Annotated in this window: 13 protein-coding genes and 1 pseudogene; 6 read left to right on the top strand and 8 right to left on the bottom strand. The window is 71.7% G+C overall.

Annotation, left to right across the window (positions count from 1 at the left end; translation table 11 throughout):
• The first annotated feature begins 200 nt into the window (after positions 1–200).
• Positions 201–1402: pseudogene (locus AB0E02_RS16870) on the top strand (CoA transferase).
• Positions 1403–1485: 83 nt separating this feature from the next.
• Entirely contained in the window at positions 1486–2817 is a 1332-nt protein-coding gene (locus AB0E02_RS16865; RefSeq protein ID WP_362139828.1) for an Ig-like domain-containing protein, read from the top strand.
• Between the two features lie 410 nt (positions 2818–3227).
• On the opposite strand, the gene AB0E02_RS16860 is transcribed toward AB0E02_RS16865, so the two are convergent.
• The 5 genes from AB0E02_RS16860 to AB0E02_RS16840 all read right to left on the bottom strand — a co-directional run bounded on the left by AB0E02_RS16860 (position 3228) and on the right by AB0E02_RS16840 (position 9853).
• Positions 3228–4103 (bottom strand): NAD(P)-binding domain-containing protein, encoded by an 876-nt coding sequence (locus tag AB0E02_RS16860; protein ID WP_362139826.1) that lies wholly within the window; start codon positions 4101–4103, stop codon positions 3228–3230.
• 268 nt (positions 4104–4371) lie between these two features.
• Complete coding sequence (locus AB0E02_RS16855; protein WP_362139823.1) at positions 4372–6573, bottom strand: fructose-specific PTS transporter subunit EIIC; 2202 nt, start codon at positions 6571–6573, stop codon at positions 4372–4374.
• A 151-nt stretch (positions 6574–6724) separates the two neighbouring features.
• A complete protein-coding gene (pfkB, locus tag AB0E02_RS16850) occupies positions 6725–7672 on the bottom strand; it encodes a 1-phosphofructokinase (protein WP_362140057.1) in 948 nt (315 codons plus the stop codon).
• Positions 7673–7800: 128 nt separating this feature from the next.
• Positions 7801–8607, bottom strand: a complete 807-nt coding sequence (locus tag AB0E02_RS16845) for a DeoR/GlpR family DNA-binding transcription regulator (protein ID WP_362139821.1) — start codon at positions 8605–8607, stop codon at positions 7801–7803.
• A gap of 244 nt (positions 8608–8851) precedes the next feature.
• The gene (locus AB0E02_RS16840; RefSeq protein ID WP_362139818.1) at positions 8852–9853 is read right to left on the bottom strand and encodes a sigma-70 family RNA polymerase sigma factor; all 1002 of its coding nucleotides are present in this window, start codon (positions 9851–9853) and stop codon (positions 8852–8854) included.
• 275 nt (positions 9854–10128) lie between these two features.
• On the opposite strand from AB0E02_RS16840, the gene AB0E02_RS16835 reads away from it, so the two are divergent.
• Complete coding sequence (locus AB0E02_RS16835; RefSeq protein WP_362139815.1) at positions 10129–10692, top strand: N-acetyltransferase family protein; 564 nt, start codon at positions 10129–10131, stop codon at positions 10690–10692.
• 391 nt (positions 10693–11083) lie between these two features.
• Positions 11084–11656, top strand: coding sequence for a hypothetical protein (locus tag AB0E02_RS16830; protein ID WP_362139812.1), 573 nt, complete (start codon positions 11084–11086; stop codon positions 11654–11656).
• 69 nt (positions 11657–11725) lie between these two features.
• On the opposite strand, the gene AB0E02_RS16825 is transcribed toward AB0E02_RS16830, so the two are convergent.
• Positions 11726–12253, bottom strand: a complete 528-nt coding sequence (locus AB0E02_RS16825) for a pyridoxamine 5'-phosphate oxidase family protein (RefSeq protein WP_362140054.1) — start codon at positions 12251–12253, stop codon at positions 11726–11728.
• Positions 12254–12568: 315 nt separating this feature from the next.
• Between AB0E02_RS16825 and AB0E02_RS16820 the strand changes: the two genes are divergently transcribed.
• Entirely contained in the window at positions 12569–13618 is a 1050-nt protein-coding gene (locus AB0E02_RS16820) for a questin oxidase family protein (RefSeq protein ID WP_362139809.1), read from the top strand.
• Between the two features lie 32 nt (positions 13619–13650).
• Here the strand turns inward: AB0E02_RS16820 and AB0E02_RS16815 are convergent, their stop codons facing one another.
• The gene (locus AB0E02_RS16815; RefSeq protein WP_362139806.1) at positions 13651–14427 is read right to left on the bottom strand and encodes a class III extradiol ring-cleavage dioxygenase; all 777 of its coding nucleotides are present in this window, start codon (positions 14425–14427) and stop codon (positions 13651–13653) included.
• Between the two features lie 155 nt (positions 14428–14582).
• Between AB0E02_RS16815 and AB0E02_RS16810 the strand changes: the two genes are divergently transcribed.
• Positions 14583–15080, top strand: coding sequence for a MarR family transcriptional regulator (locus tag AB0E02_RS16810; protein WP_362139804.1), 498 nt, complete (start codon positions 14583–14585; stop codon positions 15078–15080).
• 244 nt (positions 15081–15324) lie between these two features.
• On the opposite strand, the gene AB0E02_RS16805 is transcribed toward AB0E02_RS16810, so the two are convergent.
• Positions 15325–16851 carry an MFS transporter gene (locus AB0E02_RS16805; RefSeq protein ID WP_362139801.1) on the bottom strand — a complete coding sequence of 509 codons (1527 nt, stop codon included), beginning with the start codon at positions 16849–16851 and terminating at the stop codon, positions 15325–15327.
• Between the last annotated feature and the right edge of the window lie 4 nt (positions 16852–16855).

Genomic DNA, 16855 nt, shown 5'->3' with positions numbered 1-16855 from the left:
AAGTCCCGAAGTGACGCATCTCCTATGACATTTCGGCACATTTCTGGCGTCCTTCCGGGCCCGTCCGACTACATATACGTACCGAAGAGGCCGACCCGTCAGGGTCGGGGACGTGTCCTTGGACACCCCGGACGCTTCCCCGCGGCGCGGCGGGCCGCCCACGATGGCGGCACATCGCCCGCGACGTGAGGAGCACCGCCGTGCCGCAGCCGCCCCGCCCGCCCGCGTCCCCGCCCGCCCGGGCCCTCGACGGCATCCTCGTCGCGGACTTCAGCCGAGTGCTGGCCGGCCCGCTGGCCGCCGCGACGCTCGCCGACCTCGGCGCCGAGGTGATCAAGGTGGAGCGGCCGGGCACCGGGGACGACACCCGCGCCTGGGGCCCGCCGTTCGCCGCGGACGGGACGGCCGCGTACTTCGACGCCGCCAACCGCTCCAAGCGGGGGCTCGCCCTGGACCTCGGCGATCCGGCCGACGCAGCCGCGGCCCGCGAGCTGGCACGGCGGGCCGACGTACTGATCGAGAACTTCCGGCCCGGCTCGCTCGCCAAATACGGCCTGGACCACACCGCCACCCGCGCCGCCAACCCGGGCCTGGTGCACTGCACCATCACCGGTTTCGGCTCCGGCGCGGGGGCCTCGCTGCCCGGCTACGACTTCGTCGTGCAGGCCGTCGGCGGACTGATGAGCATCACCGGTGAGCCCGGCGGCCCACCTCTGAAGGCGGGGGTCGCCCTGGTGGACGTGCTGACCGCCAAGGACGCCACGACCGGCATCCTCGCCGCGCTGCGGCACCGCGACCGCACCGGCCGGGGCCAGCTGGTGGAGGTCAATCTGCTGTCGTCCCTGCTGGGTTCGCTGGTCAACCAGGCGTCCGGCCACCTGGCCACCGGCCGCGACCCGGGCCCGATGGGCAACCGCCACCCGAGCATCGCCCCGTACGAGACGCTGGCCTGCCGGGACGGGCGGCCGCTGGCGGTGGCGGCGGGCAACGACCGCCAATTCCGGGCCCTGGCCACGACACTGGGCGCCCCGGAGCTGGCCGACGACCCCCGCTTCGCGCGTAACCAGGACCGGGTGCAAAACCGTACAGACCTCATCAAAGCACTGGAGGACCGACTGGCCTCCGACACCCCGGAGAGCTGGACCGATCGCCTGCTCGCCGCCTCCGTCCCCTGCGGCCCGGTCAACACCCTCTCGCAGGCCCTGGAGTTGGCCGGACGACTCGGACTCGACCCGGTCACCCCCGTCGGCGAGGCCGGATCCCCCAAGTCACCAGCCCGCTCCGACTCTCGGACACGCCGGTGACACCTCCGACGGCCCCACCCCGCCTGGACGAACACGGCACCGCGCTGCGAACCTGGCTGTCGGGACCGGCCGACCACCCCCTCCCTCCCGAAATGTGACCTTCGTCACAACATGGCCTGACCCGCAACCAAATCTGCCCGTAGGTGCTGTTTACCAGCACGGAAATACACAACCCCCCTGTATGGAGCAGCTCGTGACATCGCCGGACACCCCCGCGCCCGATCGGTCCCGCACCCCGCACCAGCTGTTCCCGTCAGCCGAGCAGCAGGTGACCGGCGCCCCGCGACGCACCCGCCGGATGCGTCGCACGCTCGCGGTGACCGCCCTGCTCGCAGCGGGTGCGCTGGCCCTGTCGGCCTGTGGCGGCGACGCCGAGGCCGGGGGCAACGACGACGGGAAGAACGGCCAGGCGGGCGCGGACGCCGCGGCCAAGAAGGACGCCTCGGACGCCAAGATCACCGTCTCGTCGAAGGACGGCGCCACCGACGCCAGCATCAACGACACCGGTGTGAAGGTCACCGGCGGCAAGTTGACCGACGTCAAGCTCACCGTCGCCGACACCGGCGCCACCGTGGCGGGCGCCATATCGGCCGACGGCACGTCCTGGAAGCCCGGCGCCCAGCTGGAGCGCGGCACCAAGTACAAGATCACGGCGAACGCGAAGGACGCCAAGGGCCGTTCGGCCACCGAGAACGCCACCTTCTCGACCGTCTCGTCGGCCAACAGCTTCATCGGCACCTACACCCCCGACAACGGCAAGACCGTTGGCGTCGGCATGCCGGTGTCCTTCAACTTCGACAAGGTGATCACCAACAAGAAGGACGTCCAGTCCCACATCAAGGTGACCTCCAGCAGCGGCCAGGAGGTCGTCGGCCACTGGTTCGGCGCCCAGCGCCTGGACTTCCGGCCGGAGGACTACTGGAAGGCCGGCTCCAAGGTCACCATGCAGATCGACCTGGACGGCGTGAAGGGCGGCAACGGCATCACCGGCGTGCAGTCCAAGACGGTGTCCTTCACGATCGGCCGCTCGCAGGTCTCCACGGTCGACATGAACACCCAGACCATGACGGTCAAGCGGGACGGCAAGGTCCTCAAGAGGGTCCCGATCTCCGGCGGCAGCCCCGAGCACCCCACCTACAACGGCCAGATGGTGATCTCGGAGAAGTTCGAGCAGACCCGGATGGACGGTTCGACGGTCGGCTTCGGCGGTGAGTACGACATCAAGGACGTCCCGCACGCCATGCGACTGTCGTCGTCCGGCACCTTCATCCACGGCAACTACTGGGGCTCCCCCTCCGTCTTCGGCAACTCCGGCACCAGCCACGGCTGCGTCGGCCTGCGCGACAGCAAGGGCGGCGGGGGCGACACCCCCGGCAAGTGGTTCTTCAACGAGTCGCTGGTCGGCGACGTCGTCGTCGTGAAGAACTCCCACGACAGGATGGTCCAGCCGGACAACGGCCTCAACGGCTGGAACCTCTCCTGGTCCGACTGGAAGGCCGGCAGCGCGACCTGACCCGCCCCCAACCAAGCAAAGCGGTGGCCGGCCCCGAAAGGGCCCGGCCACCGCTTCGTCTCTCCCACCCGCACCAAAAAACGCTCAGGCCCGCCCCCACTCAGCCGCACACTCCCCCAACGGGAGGGGACGGGCCGGAGGGGCCGGTTGTGTGGACGTAAAGCGACAGCAGTCCACACAACCGGCCCCGCAGGCCCGTCACCGCACCCACCACAAACCCAGCCCGCCGCAGGCGCAACGGCGAGACGCCCCGCAGCGCCGCAGACATAGGTACGTGCGGGGCGCCGCAAAGCGCAACGGCGAGACGCCCCGCGGCGGGACAGACGGCTACGTGCGGGGGCGCCGCAAAGCGCAACAGCGAGAAGCCCCGCGGCGGGACGGCCAGGTACGTGGGAAGGCAGCCACAGGCACTACCGCATCAACAACTCCACCACCCCCGCGAACCCCTCACTCCCGTGGCCGTCCGCCACCCGCCGCTCCATCAGCGCCAGCACCGGCGCCCACAGCTCCGGACTCACGCCCTGCGCCCGCGAGACGTCCCCGAGGGCGTCGTGCGAGACCTGCATGGCCAGGGGCGACCCGGTGACCGAGTAGTCGCCGGAATCGACCTGCTCCGCCATCGCGGGCAAGCCGCCGGTCATCGCCTGGAGCCAGGGCACCAGCAACGTGCTCGTGAACCCGGAAACCGACCCGCCCGCCGAGCGGATCAGCGCCGCGGCGTGCGCGAAGCCGCCGAACATCCCGTACATCCCGCTCAGCAGCGCAAGGTCGTTGAGCGGTGCGAGCCCGGGCTCCTCCCCCAGGTAGACGCTCCGCGCGAAGGAGTCCAACAGCCCCCGGTGCGCGTCGAAGGCCGGCCGGGACCCGCTGTACAGCACGAACGCCTGCGGGGCCGCCAGCATCTCCGGCACGGCCATGATGCCGCCGTCCAGATACTCGCCCCCGAGCGCGGTCACCCGCTCCGCCATCTCCCGGGCTTCCTCGGGCGACCCGTTCGTCACATTGACCACCACCCGCCCCTGCAACCCCGCCGGGCCGCCGGCCTGTTCCAGCAGCGGCCCGACATCGCCGTAATCCAGGATGCAGACGATCACGACGTCACAGCCGTCCACCGCCTCGGCCACCGACCCGGCTTCCCGCGCCCCTCGCGCAACGAGCTCCCCGGCCCTCCCCGGCGTACGGTTCCACACCCGCACCGCGTGCCCGCCCGCCAACAACGCCCCGGCCAGCGCACTCCCCATGCTCCCCAGCCCCAGCACCGCAACCCCGGTCTTCTCCACCGACACGACTGAACTCCCCCTCCACCTGGGCACTCGCGATCTCTCGCGCTTTCGATCTTCCGATCTCCCGCTCAGTCTTGGCCCAGGCAAAAGCAGGAACAAGTACCCACTTTTCAGTGCGTACTTACCTGGAGGTGGGTGCCTTACTTCCAGGTGAGCGAGGCACCCAATCACGGGTCGCCACCATGAAGACAGGGCCATGAAGACAGGGCCATGAAGACGGGGCCCGGAAAGCCTGTGGTGGCGGTTCGGGGCCCCGGTGGGGTGGCGGGGGTCAGGCGGCGGCCGGGACGACGGGGTGGTCGGGGGACGGGGTCTCGGCCGGGGTGGTGGGGGTGGGCCTGCGGAGGGTCTTGAGGAGGAGGACCAGGGCGGTGCTGACGCACGTACCTGCGGCGATGGCGAGCAGGTAGAGCAGCGGCTGACCGATCAGCGGGACGACGAAGACGCCGCCGTGCGGGGCCCGCAGGGTGCAGCCGAAGGCCATCGACAGGGCGCCGGTGACCGCGCCGCCCACCATCGCGGAGGGGATGACGCGCAGCGGATCGGCGGCCGCGAAGGGGATCGCGCCTTCGGTGATGAAGGACGCCCCGAGCACCCAGGCCGCCTTGCCGTTCTCCCGCTCGGTCTTGGTGAAGAGCCGCCCGCGGACGGTCGTCGCCAGGGCCATCGCCAGCGGCGGGACCATACCGGCGGCCATCACCGCGGCCATCACCTTCAGGCTGCCCTCGTTGGGGTTGGCCAGGCCGCCGACCGCGAAGGCGTAGGCGACCTTGTTCAGCGGCCCGCCGAGGTCGAAGCACATCATGAGGCCGAGCAGCGCGCCGAGGATGATCGCGTTGGCCCCGGACAGTCCGGACAGCCAGTCGGTCAGCCCCTTCTGCAGTGCGGCGATCGGCTTGCCGACCACCAGGAACATCAGGAAACCGACGAGTGCGGAGGACACCAGCGGGATCACGACGACCGGCATGATGCCGCGCAGCGGCGTCGGGACGTTCAGGCGCTGGATCGTCATCACCACCCCGCCGGCGAGGAGACCGGCGATCAGACCGCCGAGGAAGCCCGCGTTGATGGTGAGCGCGATGGCCCCGCCGACGAACCCGGGGACGAGCCCGGGCCGGTCGGCCATGCCGTACGCGATGAAGCCGGCCAACACGGGGACGAGGAAGCCGAAGGCGACGCTGCCTATCTGGAACAGCAGGGCCGCCCAGCTGGCGGACTCGGTCCAGAGGAAGTGGTCGGCGACGGACGGCGCCTTGTTGATCGTGTAGCCGCCGATCGCGAAGGCGAGCGCGATGAGCAGACCACCGGCGGCGACGAACGGAACCATGTAACTGACGCCGGTCATCAGCCACTTGCGCAGGCGGGTGGCGTAGCCGTCGGCGGCGTCGGCACCCCGGTCCATAGGCACGGCGGGCCGCCCGGCGGTGCCGGTCCCGCCGATCTCACCGGTCTCGCCGCGGGCGGCCTTCTCCCGTACCTCCGCGATGAGTTCGGCGGGGCGGTTGATGCCCGCCTTCACCCCGACGTCGACGATCGGCTTGCCGGCGAACCGCTCCCTGTCCCGCACCTCGACGTCATGGGCGAAGATCACGCCGTCCGCGTCGGCCACGACCTGCGGATCGAGCCGCTTGAACCCGGCCGAGCCCTGCGTCTCGACGAACACCTCGACACCGGCGGCCCGCCCGGCCTTCTCCAGCGACTCGGCGGCCATATAGGTGTGCGCGATGCCGGTGGGGCAGGAGGTGATGGCGATGAGGCGGAAGGGGGCGGGGGCGGGAGTGCGGGTGGGGGTGGGGACGGGGGCGGGAGTGCGGGTGGGGGTGGGGACGGGGGTGGTTTCGGGGGCCGAGGGGGTCTCCGGTTCCGGTTCCCGCTCTGGCTCCGGCTCCGGCTCCGGCTCCGGGGCGGCCTCCGCTTCCGGGGTGGCCACCGGCTCCGGAGCGGCCGTCGGCTCCTCCGCCGCAGGGGCCTCACTCGGCTCCTCCGCCGCAGTGGCCTCCCCCGCCTCCTCCGGCTGCCCCGCCTCCTCCGGCGTCTCGCCCCGTATCAGCGCCGCCGTGCGGCCTGCCTCGGTGGCGGAGCGGAGGGCGCCGGTGAAGGACTCGTCCATCAGGTGGCGGGCGAGGGTGGAGAGGATCGACAGGTGGTCCGCGTCGCCGCCCGACGGGGCCGCGATCAGGAAGATCAGGTCGGCCGGGCCGTCCGGCGCCCCGAAGTCGATCCCGGCCGCACTCCGCCCGAAAGCCAGCGTCGGCTCGGTGACGTGCGCGCTGCGGCAGTGCGGGATCCCGATGCCGCCGTCCAGCCCGGTCGGCATCTGGGCCTCGCGTGCGGCCACGTCCGCGAGGAAACCCTCCAGGTCGGTGACGCGACCGGATGCGACCATCCGCTCGGCCAGCGACCGCGCGGCGGCGTCCTTGGTGTCTGCGGACAGGTCGAGATCGACCAGGTCCGCGGTGATCAGCTCGCTCATCGCGGGCTCCCTTCCATACCGGTCCGAGCGCCTGCCGGGCGACCGACCCTCGCGAACAACTCGTCGGCGGACGGCAGCACGCACACCCGCTCCGCAGCTGCCACCGCCCTGCCCCCGCTCCCCCGGCTCCTATTGACACCCGCCCGTCCGTTCATGACACCGGCTCCCTCAGCGGACGGTCGTACGGCACGTCATCGGTGGTCATGACCGCCGCGGGAACGAGATCCCGCGGGGTCGGCATCTTGCTGCCGGGCAGTTGGACGGCGGCCGCGCCGTGCGCCACCGCGGCGGCCAGCGCGGCCTTCCCCGTACCGCCGGCCGCGAGGAATCCGGCCAGCGACGCATCGCCCGCCCCCACATTGCTGCGGACGGCGGCGACCGGCGCGCTGCCGAAGTGGGTGCCGTCCTCGTCGACCAGCAGCTGGCCGTCCGCGCCCAGGGAGGCGAGCACCGCCCGCGCACCGCGCGCCCGCAGCTCCTCGGCGGCCTTGACCGCCTCGCCCACGGTCGCGAGCGGGCGGCCGACGGCCTGTGCCAGCTCCTCGGCGTTCGGCTTGACCACGTCCGGCCGTTCGCGCAGGGCGGCGGTCAGCGACGGGCCGGACGTGTCCAGGGCGATCCGGGCCCCGGCGCCGTGCGCCCGGGCGACCAGCTCCGCGTACCACTCGGGCGCCAGGCCGCGCGGCAGGCTGCCGCAGCAGGCGATCCAGCCGGCGCCCGCCGACCGCTCGCCGACCGTCGCGAGCAACGCCTCCGACTCGTCGGCGGACAGCTCGGGGCCGGTGGCGTTGATCTTGGTGAGGGTGCCGTCGGGCTCGGCGACGGAGATGTTGGAACGCGTCTGGCCGGCCACCGGTACGCCCACCACCTCGATCCCCTCCCCCCTCAGCAGCGCGGCCAGCGCCGCGCCCGCGGGTCCGCCCAGGGGCAGTACGGCGAGGGTGCGGTGACCGGCGGCGGCGAGCGCCCGGGAGACGTTGACGCCCTTGCCGCCGGGGTCGACCCGGTCCGCGGTGGCCCGGAGCACGGCCCCGCGGTCCAGCGCCGGGATCTCGTACGTACGGTCCAGGCTGGGGTTGGGCGTGACGGTGAGGATCAGGGGGGTGGCCGCGCCGGCGGGGGCCACGGGCCCGGCCGGGTGGGTCACGGGCCTGCCGGAGGGGCCCATGGGCGTCCCGGACGGGGTCGTGGGCGTCTCGGAGCGGGTCGTGGGCGTCTCGGAGGGGGTCATGCGCGTACTACTTCCGTGCCCGCGCGCTCGATGGCGAGGGCGTCGTCGGGGCTCAGCCCGGTGTCGGTGATGAGCAGGTCCACGTCCGAGAGGTCGCCGAAGCGGGCGAAGTGCCGCTGCTCGAACTTGCCGGAGTCCGCGAGCAGGACGACCCGGCGGGCGGCGCGGATCAGCGCCCGCTTGACCGCGGCCTCCGCCAGGTCGGGCGTGGTCAGCCCGCCGTCGAGGGAGAAGCCGTTGGTCGCCAGGAACAGCACGTCGGCGTTGATCTCGCGGTAGGCGCGCAGCGCCCAGTCGTCGACCGCTGCCCGGGTACGGTGCCGGATCCGGCCGCCTACGAGGTGCAGGGTCAGTCCGGGGTGGTCGGCCAGCCGCGCGGCCACCGGGAGGCCGTGGGTGACGACGGTCAGCTCGGCCTCCAGCGGGATCTCGGCGGCGAGCCGGGCGGCCGTGGTGCCGGCGTCCAGGATCACGCTGCCGAAACCGCGGCCGCGGGGGGACCCGCCGCCGTGCTCGCCGTTCTCGCTGCCCGGGAGTTCGGCGAGGGCGGCGCGGGCGATGCGCACCTTCTCGTCGGCGGCGACGGCGTCCCGCTCGGCGACGTCCGGCTCGAAGTCCAGCCGGCCGGCCGGGATGGCACCGCCGTGCACCCTGCGCACCAGACCGGCCCGGTCCAGCGCCTTGAGGTCGCGCCGAACGGTCTCGGCGGTGACCTGGAACTCCTCGGCGAGCGAGAGCACATCGACCCGCCCACTCTCACGGGCCAGTCGCAGGATCTCCTGCTGTCGCTCCGGTGCGTACATGGTTTGTGTCCGTTTCCCTGCCCGAACCTGTGGTTTCTCTGTGATGCTACGCCCACAGGGTGGCGAAGTAAACAGACTCGGGCGTCACTCGGACTCAAACAGACATATGCGGGGGCAGGGGGAGGGGAAGAGGGCGGGAGGGGAGGGGGCCGGGCAGGGAAAGGAGCAGGGAAAAGCGAGCCCCGGCGCCGCGAAGGGCGCCGGGGCTCGTCCTGCTTGCCGGGGGGTTACCGGGTCACCGGGGTTACGCGGCCGCGTCGAACCCCGTGTCGTGCGCCATCCGCTTCAGCTCCAGCAGCGCGTGCTTCTCGATCTGCCGGATCCGCTCGCGGGTGAGGCCGTGCTGCTTGCCGACCTCGGTCAGCGTGCGCTCGCGGCCGTCCTCGATGCCGTAGCGCGCCTTGATGATCGACGCGGTGCGGTGGTCGAGGCGGTCGATGAGGTCCTCCAGCTCCTCGCTGCGCAGCAGCGTGAGGACCGACTGCTCGGGCGAGGCCGCGGAGGTGTCCTCCAGCAGGTCGCCGAACTGGGTGTCGCCGTCGTCGTCCACCGACATGTTGAGGCTGACCGGGTCGCGGGCCCAGTCCAGTACGTCGGTGACACGGGCGGGCGTGGTGCCCAGCTCGCCGGCGACCTCCTCGGGCTCCGGGTCGCGGCCGTTCTCGCGGTTGAACTCGCGCTGCACCCGGCGGATCCGGCCCAGCTCCTCGACGAGGTGCACGGGCAGCCGGATGGTGCGCGACTGGTCGGCGATGGAGCGGGTGATCGCCTGACGGATCCACCACGTGGCATACGTCGAGAACTTGAAGCCCTTGGCGTAGTCGAACTTCTCCACGGCCCGCACCAGGCCGGCGTTGCCCTCCTGGATCAGGTCGAGCAGGGGGAGGCCGGCGCGCGGGTAGCGGCGCGCCACCGCGACGACCAGCCGCAGGTTGGAGCGGATGAAGACGTCCTTGGCCTTGGCGGCCTCCGCGGCCAGCGCTTCCAGCTCCTCACGGCCGGCACCCGCGGCATTGCCGTCGGTCACCTCACCGTCCAGGATCTGCTGGGCGTAGACACCCGCCTCGATGGTCTGGGACAGCTCGACTTCCTTAGCGGCGTCGAGCAGGGGCGTACGCGCGATCTCGTCGAGGTACATGCCGACCAGGTCGCGGTCGGCGATCTCCCCGCCTACGGCGCGAACGCTGTGGGCCCCGTCAGAAGCGCTGGTGCTTTCCTGACGACGGGCGACGGCACGGGTTGCCATGCGTGTGCTCCCTTTGCGATGAGTCGGTCGCGGGACGGTGGGGCGGGCCGGTTGGTGCACCGACGCACTGCGACGCGTGCGGTGCGGCACGTGTGCCGTGCGACATGGCGCGTCGCACCGGCTGACGTGCGCCGATACCGGTAGGGCATCGACTGCGATGCTTGCCGAGTGGCCCGTCCGAAGGAAACAACGGCTGGAATCCGGACAGAATTCCCACACGGCGCGGCTATTTTTCTGATCATGCAGTACCCTGCGCCCGCAGCGAGGGAGGTCGTATGCCGATAGGGCAAGGGGAAGTGCAGGTCAGGGCGGGCGTCGAGGCGGACCTGCCGGCCCTTACGGATCTTTACAACCACTACATCCGTGAGACTCCGATCACCTTCGACCTGGAGCCCTTCACCCCGGAGGAGCGCCGCCCCTGGCTGCTCTCCCACCCTCAAGACGGCCCCCACCGCCTTCTGGTTGCGCAGGTACCCGCAGACCGGGCAAAAAACACCCACACCGGGCCGGGCGCGCCCCCGGCGGCTCCGCTCCTCGGCTACGCGACCAGCAGCGCCTTCCGCCCCAAGGCGGCCTACGCCCCGTCCGTCGAGGTCACCATCTACTGCGCGCCGGAGGCCGCGGGCCGCGGTGTCGGCACGCTCCTCTACGAGGCCCTCTTCGAGGCGCTGGCCAAGGAGGACGTGCACCGCGCCTACGCGGGCATCACCCAGCCGAACGAGGCGTCCAACCGCCTGCACACCCGCTTCGGCTTCCGGCACATCGGTACGTACACGGAGGTGGGCCGCAAATTCGGCCACTACTGGGACGTGGCCTGGTACCAGAAGGACCTCGGCTGACAGATCGCGGCTGAGGACCTCGTGAGGACACCAGGACACCTCCTGAGGACTCCTCGCGAGGCACCTCGTGAGGACTCCCCGTAGGGACCACCTCCTGAGCACTCCTCGTGAGGGCACCTCGTGAGGGCACCTCGTGAGGACACCTCCTGAGCACTCCTCGCGAGGGCACCTCGTGAGGCCGTTTCGGCGCCGGTAGCGGCGGCGCTGCCGCTCCGGCCGTAAGGCCCCTCGCCGCTCCCTCGCTGCTCCGGTTGACGCGGCGGCCGCCCGGGTGTCGCCTGGACAGAAGGCGTGCCCGGCCGGCAGGAAGACGCCTGGGCACGCAGGCATACGGGAGTGGGTCCGGGGAACGCGGGCCCAGGACCAGCGGGGCGATCGAGAGGAGCCCGCCATGGACCAGCACGCACGCCGGCACGGCGCGAGGGCCGCCCGCTCACACGGCACGGTCGAGGGCGAACACGGAGCCACCGCCGGCCCTCGCCCCGGCTCCGCGGGACGGGCCTCCGACCGCTCGGGGACCTCACGCCTGGCGGCCATGGCCGAGCGCGTCCCGGCCACCGTCACCTGGCCGCTCGTCGCGGCGCTCGCCTTCGGCCTGTTCACGATCTTCCGCACCCACACCGCCGGCATCAAGGGCGGACCGGCCCTGCTGTACGGAGTGGCCGCGGCCGTGGTCAGCGGCGTCCTCGGGCTGCTGGTGGCGCGCTACCAGTCGTCCATGCTCACCGAAACCCGGGCGCTCGCCTACGGCGCACTCTTCGGGCTGTCGATGGGCTGGGTGTACAGCCTGGGTGGCGAGTCGATGCTGAAGTCGTGCATCTTCGGGTTCGTCATGGGCGGGATCATGTTCATCTCCGCTCTCTACCTCTTCCGCGCCCACAGCGCCCGCGAACCACACGGCCGGCACCGCCCGCGCCAGGCGCAGGACACCCACCGCCGCCGCCTGCCCGCCGCCACGCACTGACCCCGCCACCTGCACCCGCGCGCGGCCGCACCCCCACGCCCGCACGCCCGCGCGCCCACACACTCAACGTCAGCTGAATATCAGCGTCGCGTCCTGCGATGTCCGCCGTATCGCGCGCAGCGGCCGCCCGGGCGCCCAGGTCTCCATCACCACATACGGGCTCTCGATATACGTACGCACCACCTCGGTCACCTCCGCCCGGAACAGCTGGAACGGCTCGGGCGGACGCACCTCCGCGGCATAGCGTGCGATCAGCTCGGGGTCGGTCACCTCGACCGCCCGCCCGGACACCCGTACGTCCCCCAGCTCCGGCACCTCGGCGTGCCGCCCCGGATTGGCCTGGAGCGAGAAACGGGGGTCGCGCCGCAGGTCCAGGACCTTGCGCGAGCCGTTCATCATCCCCAGCCAGAGCTCGCCGTCCCGGAAGTCCGCCTCCAGGCCGCTGAGTCGCGGAGCGCCGTCCCGCCGAAGCGTGGCCAGCACATGGTGCCGGTACTCCGCGAAGCGGACCCGCACCCGGCCGGCCAACTCGGGCGCCGCCTCCTCGACCACCGACCAGGCGACCCCGGCGGCCCCCGCATGACTCCCACTCGTCATGCCGCTGCCCATGCCGCCGCTCATGCCGTCACCGCTGCCGTCACTGATGCCGTCGCTCATGGCGTCACCCTCCCCCCGATACCCGACACCTCCTGTCGGGATTTCCGTGCCGGATGGACCGGCCCCGGACCGGCCCCTCCCGACGGCCGATCCGCCACTGACATCAGCGTGCCACCCGCCACTGACAATCGCCCCCGACCGCGGTCGCCCACCCCCGCGCCCGTCCACCATCCCCCCGCCCCCACAGCCTTACGACCAGCGCCGTAAGCCGAAAGCCCGTTACGTTCCCGCCCGCGGCCGACCTAGCCTCGCTCCATGGAAACGACGAGCGGGACACTCGACGAGGCGTTACAGCGCCTGCACGCATCCGGCCCCGAATTCAAGGGGTTTCTGAGCAACCACGGCCCGATGGCCATCGAAGCGATGGTCCGCAACGGCCAGGCCGGCACCGTCCACCGCTGGCTCGACACCTACGAGCACAAGCTGGAGGACGTACCGGTCGCCAAGGCGCCCGTCACCGATGCCAACTGGCAGCAGGCACTCGGCGAGACCGACCGGGTCACCGACTGGACCGCGTACTTCACCGAACGGGTCGCGGAACGGCCTTGGCGGGACGTCCTCGCCGAGTGGTGGCCGCGGCTGCTCCCCGGTATCGCGGGCGCCGCCACCCACCCGGTCATCCGCCTGGGCCACGCCGTCCGCAGCCTCCTGACGGAGGGTGAGAACGCCCCGCGGCTGGCGGAGTTCGCGCACGCCCTCGGCTACTGGGCCGCCCGGCACCTGCCGCTCCCCACCGCCGTACGACCCACGGGCCGCGCCACCCCGGCCGAGGCGCTCGCGGCCGTTCCCCGTATTGCCGACCAGCGTGTGGTGCCGGTCCAGGGATACGCTCAACTCCCCGAGACCAAGGGGTGGTTGACGACGACCGAGTCGCTGCACGTCCCCGAGGACCCGGAGGCCGTACGACAGGGCCTGACCGCACTCGTCCGGGCCGCCACCCTCAACTACGGCGACTACGGCCACGGGAACGGCATCATGCTGGTCCACGCGGCCACCGCGCCGAACGCGGTCCTGCGCATCCTGCCCGCGCTCCCCCAGAACCTGTGGGCGCCCTCCTTCACGGTGGCCTGGGCGGCCACCTCGGCGATCACCGCCATCTACGCCGCGGACACTCCGCGCCGGGCCCCGGACGCCGGCTCCCTCACCCCGGAGGAGGTCTTCGCGCGGGCGATCGCCAACGGGAACGAGCATGCGATCAAGTTCGCCGACACCGCGCTGGACGTGGCCGCGGCCTCCGAGGACGGCGACACCCGCGCCCTGTCGGCGGCCCTGAACGCCGTGGCGCTGATCGACGTGGACGACTGACCGGACGCGCCCCGAGCCGGGCCGCCCGGTCGTCAGCCGTACTGCAGCGACCGCTTCGCCAGCCCCATCCAGAACCCGTCGATCACACTCCGCCCGCTGTCCAGCTGCCCCTGGGCGTCCGCGGCCCCCAGGGTCACGAACAGCGGCGCGAAGTGCTCGGTGCGCGGATGCGCCAGCCGCCCGGCCGGTGCCTTGTGGACGAAGTCGAAGAGGGCATCGAGGTCCTGGGCCTCCAGGGCCTGCCGCCCCCAGTCGTCGAACTCCACCGACCAGGCGGGCGGGCCGTCGTGGGACTGCCGCAGCGCCGCCAGGTTGTGGGTGAAGAACCCGCTGCCGACGATCAGTACGCCCTCGTCGCGCAGGGGGGCGAGCCGGCGGCCGGTCTCGTACAGGAGGCGCGGATCGAGCGTGGGCATCGAGACCTGGAGGACCGGAACATCGCCGTCCGGGTACATCTCGACGAGCGGGACGTACGCGCCGTGGTCGAGCCCCCGGTCGGGGATGTCCACCACCGGGGTGCCTGCGGTCCGCAGCGTCTTCCGTATGCGCTCGGCCAGCTCCGGCGCACCGGGCGCGGGGTACCGGACCTCGTAGTAGTGGCGCGGGAATCCCCAGAAGTCGTAGACGAGCGGCACGGTCCCGGTGGCACCGAGGGCGATCGGGGCCGCCTCCCAGTGCGCGGAGATGATCAGCACCGCCTTCGGGCGCGGCAGCTGCGCGGACCAGACGGCCAGTTGGCCGGGCCACAACGGGTCGTCGGCGAGCGGGGGCGCGCCATGGCTGAGGTAGAGAGCCGGCATTACGGACATCACATCTCCACGGCGTCACACTGGCGGTAGTCGGTGATGCAGAGACATCCGGCCACCGCAGGCCAATTACTTGAATCTTCAAGCGTCGGCTTCCAGTCTAACCCCGACGTTGTTAAATCTTAAATAACTCTCCGAGCGGTGAGAGAGTGGATGGTATGAGCAACGAACCCGCAGTCGAGCCGCGTTGGCTCAGTGACGAGGAGCAATTCGCCTGGCAGTGCTACCTCCACGCCACCACGCTCCTGGAGGACCACCTCGACCGTCAGCTGCAGCGGGACGCCGGGATGCCGCATGTCTACTACGGGCTGCTCGTCCAGCTCTCCCGGGCACCGCGGCGCCGGATGCGGATGACCGAGCTGGCCCAGAACGCCAAGATCACCCGCTCCCGGCTCTCACACGCGATCGCCCGCCTGGAGAAGAACGGCTGGGTGCGGCGCGAGAACTGCCCGTCCGACAAGCGCGGCCAGAACGCGCACCTCACGGACGAGGGCATGCGGATGCTGGAGAAGGCCGCCCCCGGACACGTCGCCGCCGTCCGCGCCGCGATCTTCGACCGCCTGTCGCCGGAGCAGGTCGGCCACCTGGCCGAAATCTGCCAGGTGATGACCGAAGGACTGCAACCCCAAGGCGCCGACCTCCCCTGGCTCCGCTGACCGTTCAGCGAAGCCGGGGAAGGCCGGCGCCCTCGGAACCGTCCGCAGGCCGGGCCCGCCCTCATACGGGAGAGCGCGGCCCCCGTACGGGAGAACCGAGCCTCCGTACGGGAGAGCCGAGGCGCCCGTAGGGGTGGGTGAGGCCCCGTAGGGGTGGGTCACCCGTCCGAGCGAGGTAAGCGGCGCGTAGGAGTCCGGTAAGAGTCGAGCGCGGCCGCGACGGTGGAAGCCGACGCGGAGCGCCTCAGTGGGCCAGCACCGGGACCGGGACCTCGTCCGCGTCCTCGGCCGCGTGCTTGCCGTCGGCCGAGGAGGCCGCCGGCGAACCGGCGCCCGGACGCCCCGTGTTGATGAGCGTGAAGGCGATCGCGCCGGCCAGCAGCAGGATGCCGACCGCCCACCAGATGGCGGAGGTGTAGCCGTGCACCATCGCCTGGACCTTGAGCAGATCGCGGGAGCGCGCACCGGCCGCGTGCGAGGTGGCGTACGCCGTGGTGGCGCTCGCCGCGATCGTGTTCAGCAGGGCCGTTCCGATCGCGCCGCCCACCTGCTGCGAGGTGTTGACCATCGCGGAGGCGACACCGGCGTCGCGCGGCTGGACCCCGTAGGTGGCCAGCGACATCGCAGGCATGAACGCCGTACCCATGCCGAGGCCCATCAGCAGGAAGCCGGGCAGGATCAGCGCCGGGTAGGACGTGTCCAGGTCGATCTGGGTCAGCACCAGCATGCCGGTCGCGGCCACCGTGAAGCCGGGGGCCATCAGCAGCCGCGGCCGGATCCGGGTCATCAGCCGGGCGCCGATCTGCGTCGAGCCGGTGATCATGCCCGCGACCATCGGCAGGAAGGCCAGACCGGTCTCGACCGGCGTGTAACCCTTCACGATCTGCAGGTAGTAGGTCAGGAAGAGGAAGAGGCCGAACATCCCGATCACGGCCAGGCCGAGCGACGCGTAGACGCCGGCACGGTTCCGCTCGGCGACCACCCGCAGCGGCAGCAGCGGGGCCTTGACCTTGGACTCGACGACGACGAACGCCAGCAGCAGCACGGCGGCCGCGGCGAACAGTCCGAGCGTCGGGCCGGCCAGCCAGCCGTCGGACTCGGCGCGGGTGAAGCCGTAGACCAGCGAGACCAGACCGAGCGTGGCCAGGAGGACGCCCGGGATGTCCAGCCGGGAGGGGTTGCGGCTGTCCGCGGGCTCCCGGATGACCAGATAGGCACCGGTCGCGGCAACCACGGCGAACGGGATGTTCACGAAGAAGGTCCAGCGCCAGTTCATGTACTGGGTGAGCACACCACCGAGGATCAGACCCACGGCGCCGCCGCCACCGGCAATCGCACCGAAGATGCCGAACGCCTTGGCGCGCTCCCTGGCCTCGGTGAAGGTCACGGCGAGGAGGGAGAGGGCGGAGGGCGCCAGCAGCGCGCCGAAGACGCCCTGCAGTGCCCGCGCGCCGAGCAGCACGCCCTCGTTGGCCGCGGCCCCGCCGAGCGCGGAGGCGAGCGCGAAACCGGCCAGCCCGGTGATGAAGGTCCGCTTCCGGCCCCACAGGTCGGCGATCCGCCCACCGAACAGCAGCAGCCCACCGAAGGCCAGCGCGTAGGCGGTGATCACCCACTGCTTGTTGACGTCGGTGATGCCGAGGTCCTTCTGGGCGGAGGGCAGCGCGATGTTCACGATGGTCGCGTCGAGGACGACCATCAGCTGGGCGAGGGCGATGAATATCAGCGCTTTCCAGCGCCGGGGATCGACGGACGGCACGGTTTCAGGCATGGCG

It is taken from the genome of Streptomyces sp. NPDC048196, from assembly GCF_040652715.1.
In the GTDB taxonomy this organism is placed as follows: domain Bacteria; phylum Actinomycetota; class Actinomycetes; order Streptomycetales; family Streptomycetaceae; genus Streptomyces; species Streptomyces siderophoricus.
The sequence above is the reverse complement of the archived record's forward strand: the minus strand, read 5'-3'. Positions and strand labels throughout refer to the sequence as shown.

Bases quoted from the DNA above. Each gene is read 5' to 3' on its own strand.
- AB0E02_RS16865 (WP_362139828.1), top strand. From the start codon at position 1,486: ATGGAGCAGCTCGTGACATCGCCGGACACCCCCGCGCCCGATCGGTCC.
- AB0E02_RS16855 (WP_362139823.1), bottom strand. From the start codon at position 6,573: ATGAGCGAGCTGATCACCGCGGACCTGGTCGATCTCGACCTGTCCGCA.
- AB0E02_RS16845 (WP_362139821.1), bottom strand. From the start codon at position 8,607: ATGTACGCACCGGAGCGACAGCAGGAGATCCTGCGACTGGCCCGTGAG.
- AB0E02_RS16840 (WP_362139818.1), bottom strand. From the start codon at position 9,853: ATGGCAACCCGTGCCGTCGCCCGTCGTCAGGAAAGCACCAGCGCTTCT.
- AB0E02_RS16835 (WP_362139815.1), top strand. From the start codon at position 10,129: ATGCCGATAGGGCAAGGGGAAGTGCAGGTCAGGGCGGGCGTCGAGGCG.
- AB0E02_RS16830 (WP_362139812.1), top strand. From the start codon at position 11,084: ATGGACCAGCACGCACGCCGGCACGGCGCGAGGGCCGCCCGCTCACAC.
- AB0E02_RS16825 (WP_362140054.1), bottom strand. From the start codon at position 12,253: ATGACGAGTGGGAGTCATGCGGGGGCCGCCGGGGTCGCCTGGTCGGTG.
- AB0E02_RS16820 (WP_362139809.1), top strand. From the start codon at position 12,569: ATGGAAACGACGAGCGGGACACTCGACGAGGCGTTACAGCGCCTGCAC.
- AB0E02_RS16815 (WP_362139806.1), bottom strand. From the start codon at position 14,427: ATGTCCGTAATGCCGGCTCTCTACCTCAGCCATGGCGCGCCCCCGCTC.
- AB0E02_RS16810 (WP_362139804.1), top strand. From the start codon at position 14,583: ATGAGCAACGAACCCGCAGTCGAGCCGCGTTGGCTCAGTGACGAGGAG.
- AB0E02_RS16805 (WP_362139801.1), bottom strand. From the start codon at position 16,851: ATGCCTGAAACCGTGCCGTCCGTCGATCCCCGGCGCTGGAAAGCGCTG.